Genomic DNA, 4,314 nt, shown 5'->3' with positions numbered 1-4,314 from the left:
TTCAACCTTGACGTTCAGTCAAGATGGTGTTCTAGATACTAGTTTTGGAACAAATGGTATTGAAAAAACAGACATCAATGACATGTCTGATGTTTTTAGTGCTATTGCAGTTCAAGATGATGGTAAGATAATTGTAGTAGGACATACTTCTTTAGGCAGTACTGCCAATAAGGAATCTATTATACTTCGCTATAATGCAAATGGTGGCTTAGACACTTCTTTTGGAAATAACGGAGTTATTATTGCTGCATATACAACATCTTATGATACTTTAAATGATGTAAAAATTCAAGATGATGGCAAAATAGTAGTTGGAGGATTTGAAGGTTTAGATTTTGTGCTTGCACGTTATACTGCAAATGGACAATTAGATACTACATTTGGAACTAATGGTGTGGTTTTTACTGATTTCTTTCAAAATATTGTAGGAAGTACACAAGACAGAATAAACGCTTTAGCCATACAAAGTGATGGTAAAATTCTTGCCGCAGGTTATGCGCATCGCACAGGAAATTATCATTATGCAATTGCAAGATACAATACAGACGGAAGTTTAGATAGTAGTTTTGGTGTAGGTGGAAAAGTTGTAACTAATAACTTATCTGGCTACAAAGAAATCTATGATATTGCCATTACTTCTGATGACAAATTTTATGTGGTAGGTGAAACTGCTCCATTTGGGAGTGCTTCATACAACAATCAAACCATTGTAAAATTCAATAGCGATGGTACAATAGATACCTCTTTTGCTATTAATGGTGTACGTTATTTTGATTTAAATAACAACAGTAAGTTTGAAGCTATTCAAATTCAAGACGACGGAAAGCTGGTTATTGTAGGAAACAGAAGTGCAGCCATGACTATAGTCAGGCTAACAGACAATGCTTCTTATGACAATACATTTAGTGGTGATGGAAGAAGTTCTCCAGCTTTAGGAGCAGCTGCAAGTTTTGGTAAATCAATTTGGATACAACCAGATGGAAAAATTATAGTTTCTGGAAACATGAACGATGCTGTAAATACAGATGCACAATCTGCTATAATTAGGTATCTTACTAATGGAGAATTAGACACCACATTTTCTGATACTGGAATTTTAAAGTTTTTAATTGGTGATGGTTATCAAGGTGGAAGCTTTTCAGCATTTCAACCAAACGGAAAACTTATTGTTGGTGGTGACTTTAATGACAGCACTAGCAATTCTCCTGATTTATATCTCTATCGATTGACTACTGGTGTTTTATCTACAGATGATTTTGAAAAAAGTAGTGCTACAGTAAATGTAGCTCCTAATCCCGTGAAAAACATTTTGAATTTAAATTTAGATTTAAATAATAGTAACAATCTCATTAGTGCCGTACTCTACAATATTAATGGTCAAAAGATATCAATTTTGATAGAAAATGAAACTCTTAATTCTGGACGTCATAATTTATCTTTCGACTTATCTAAATTAAATTTCGATCAAGGATTTATAGTCGTTCAAATTGGCGACTATACCAAAACAATTAAAATACTTAACTAAGTATAAAAAACATAAAACTTGATTTAATCCTGATGAAATACTATTATCAGGATTTTTTATTACCTTGAAACCACTAACTAATCAGAATTATCATGAAAAATGTTATAGCAACCATCGTAGGTTTCATTGTAGCTTCAGTAACCGTTTATGTTTTTGAATCTTTAATTGGTCATAATCTGTTTCCTTTACCTGAAGGAGCAAATCCTATGGATATGGAGTGGATAAAAAACAATATGGATCAAATACCAATGGGTTCAAAAATCTTTGTTGTTATTGCTCATTTTATGGGAATTGCTATAGGAATGTTTGTTGCAGGATTAATTTCTAAAACCAGTATGATTCCAGCTTACATTGTTGGTGGTCTCATGGTAGCAGCTACTTTTTTCAACATTTTCATGCTTCCAAAAGAGTTATGGTTTACAATTTCAGATGGTGCATTGGCATTTGTAGGATTCTTAGCTGGAACATCATTAGCTAAGAAGCAAATAACAAAAAGATAATCTAAATTGAAATTACGCAGTTAATTCTTAATTATTTTCTCATTAAAAGTTCCTGTATCAGTTTGAATGGTTAATAAGTATACCCCTTTATCAAAATTAGAAATATCCATTTGTAGCCATTCAGAATTATCTTGCTTAAAATCAAGTTTTTTTATTAATTGTCCATTAATAGCAAAAATTGAAATGGTATTTATAGCTTCACTATTTTCGATATTAATTATATTTTTTGAAGGAATAGGATAAATTACAATGGATGACGTTGCTATTTCTGGTTCGACTTCATCAATACTCAATACTTGATTTTGAGCATTGATCGTTTCGGTTAATACAAAACTGGGAATTCCACCTGCTACATCACGATTTCCTAAATCTGAAACAAACAATTCATACACCAATTGATCTCCAGCAACAACCGGATAATTTGAATCTGTTTCAGTATTATAACCAATTCTAAAAGTCGTACTAAACGTACCACCTGGACTAATTGAAATATTATTCCATATAACAACTCCATTATTATCACTATCTGGAAATTCTCCTGAATCTATAAAAATTGAGTAATTAGCATCAAAACTCAGTTTCAGTTGTGCTGTATAACTCACCGCATTTGTATTTTTCAAAACAATATGACCATCAAAACGATAAAATAGAGGAGCATAATAATCAGGGAAGAATTTAATTTCAATTCCGTCATCTAACTCAGCTCTAGGCTTCATACAAATATCTTGTTCAAAAACTTCTCCACTGTTGCTGGCAAAAGATACATCAAACTGTTCAGGCACAACCTCATAACCATCTGAAAAAACTGGCGAAGGAACAACCTGATAATCACCTTGTCCTAAAGGGATTTCATAATTAGTTGTATTGTTAGACAGAATACTTAATACAGTTGCATTGTTTTGAACAAAATCATAAAGTATTGGACCAGGTAATGGGTTTGAAATGCAAGGAGCATTAGTATCAATATTTGGATTAGCCTCAATTAAACCAGACACTGTGTTTTCTCCTAAAGCAACTTCACAAGTTGTTGTCACGTAATCAAAACTATCAACTAGAGTTCCTATACTAGCTAATTCCTCTTGGCTATTGTCTAAACACAATAAGTTTCCAGAGGTTGAAAAACTAGTAAACGATTCTAATACTGAACCGTTTTTAAGAAATAATGAATTTAAGATATTTGAGTTGACATCAAGAGTTCTCAAATTAATTAGACAGTTTAGGTCTAAATCAGCATTAGAATGATACAATTCCCAACAAAGAAGCGTTTCAAGGGATGGTATTTGACAAAAATCAATATCGAAAAGTGAGTTAGCCATATCAAGATACACCAAACTCGTACAGCCTTGAAAATTTATATTGACTGGAATTTGAAACTCTTCAAAAGAAATTTCGGGACGAATCCAAAATCCTGTAAAATCAGTTAAATTAGTAAGTCCAGAGACATTTACATGAGATAAAACTGAAGAATATTCGTCAGAAATAATAATTCTTTCTAAATTAGAAAATGAAGTAAAATCTAAAGTTTCTACGCCAACATATTGAAAATTTCCTCCAACATTTTGTTGTTCACTAAAACTGACACCAGCAGAACTAAAAGACTTTAAATTCACAAATGCATCAAGACCTGTAATATCAAGAATAACTCGCATACTTTGTGTTGCAGTACTCAAAATTAAGTGTTCTACAGCTTGTGCCTCACTCTCTTGGATTTCACCATCGTTATTAGTATCTGCATCTGCATCTCCAACCCCATCATTATCTAGATCAACACAGTTATCTGTAGTTAAAATGTGCTTAATATTCACGTCAGGAATAGTTACAATTTGAGCTTGAACCATAGCCAGTGAAAAGACGAAAAATAAAAGTGAATATAAGTCTTTCATAATCATAATTTGTTAACTACAAGATAGAATAATATCTCACAATTTAAAAGCTTATCATGCTAAATCATTGATTTCAAAGGAATTTAGAGGCTTTCTAATTTTAGAAGGAAATTTGGGTTTGGACAATTATGTATATAAAACTCTAAATCTTGTTTTGAGCAAACACCAGGATAATCGCCAACATAATGCTGTATATCTTTTATAATTTGAAAATGTAAATGTGGCGGATAATCACCATTTACTGAAGCGTCACCTAAAGTTGCTATCAGCTCGCCTTTTTTAAACTTCTGCCCTACTTTTAGGTTCACTATAGAAGACAAACTCAAATGTCCGTATAAAGTATAAAATCTTGAATCTTGAATCACATGCTGAAGAATAATTGTCGGACCATAATCACCAAAATTAG

General features: G+C 32.2%; 4 protein-coding genes. 2 read left to right on the top strand and 2 right to left on the bottom strand.

Features of this window, described 5'->3' with window-relative positions:
• Window positions 1-1,525: hypothetical protein (locus AB8B90_RS07740; RefSeq protein ID WP_405335369.1), on the top strand; the 1,525-nt coding region annotated here is incomplete at its 5' end.
• Window positions 1,526-1,617: 92 nt separating this feature from the next.
• A complete protein-coding gene (locus tag AB8B90_RS07735) occupies window positions 1,618-2,025 on the top strand; it encodes a hypothetical protein (protein ID WP_405335367.1) in 408 nt (135 codons plus the stop codon).
• Window positions 2,026-2,045: 20 nt separating this feature from the next.
• Here the strand turns inward: AB8B90_RS07735 and AB8B90_RS07730 are convergent, their stop codons facing one another.
• Together AB8B90_RS07730 and AB8B90_RS07725 are read right to left on the bottom strand one after the other, a co-directional pair.
• Window positions 2,046-3,908, bottom strand: coding sequence for a T9SS type A sorting domain-containing protein (locus tag AB8B90_RS07730; RefSeq protein WP_405335365.1), 1,863 nt, complete (start codon window positions 3,906-3,908; stop codon window positions 2,046-2,048).
• A gap of 83 nt (window positions 3,909-3,991) precedes the next feature.
• Window positions 3,992-4,314, bottom strand: a 323-nt coding sequence (locus tag AB8B90_RS07725; RefSeq protein WP_405335363.1) for a peptidoglycan DD-metalloendopeptidase family protein, incomplete at its 5' end; no start/stop codon positions are given.

It is taken from the genome of Psychroserpens sp. (assembly GCF_045105015.1).
Classification (GTDB): domain Bacteria; phylum Bacteroidota; class Bacteroidia; order Flavobacteriales; family Flavobacteriaceae; genus Psychroserpens.
Note: the sequence above shows the minus strand (reverse complement) of the source record. Positions and strands in the feature narration are given on the sequence as shown.

What these genes read in the sequence shown, in the direction of transcription:
- AB8B90_RS07735 (WP_405335367.1), top strand. Translation starts at nt 1,618, where the DNA reads ATGAAAAATGTTATAGCAACCATCGTAGGTTTCATTGTAGCTTCAGTA.
- AB8B90_RS07730 (WP_405335365.1), bottom strand. Translation starts at nt 3,908, where the DNA reads ATGAAAGACTTATATTCACTTTTATTTTTCGTCTTTTCACTGGCTATG.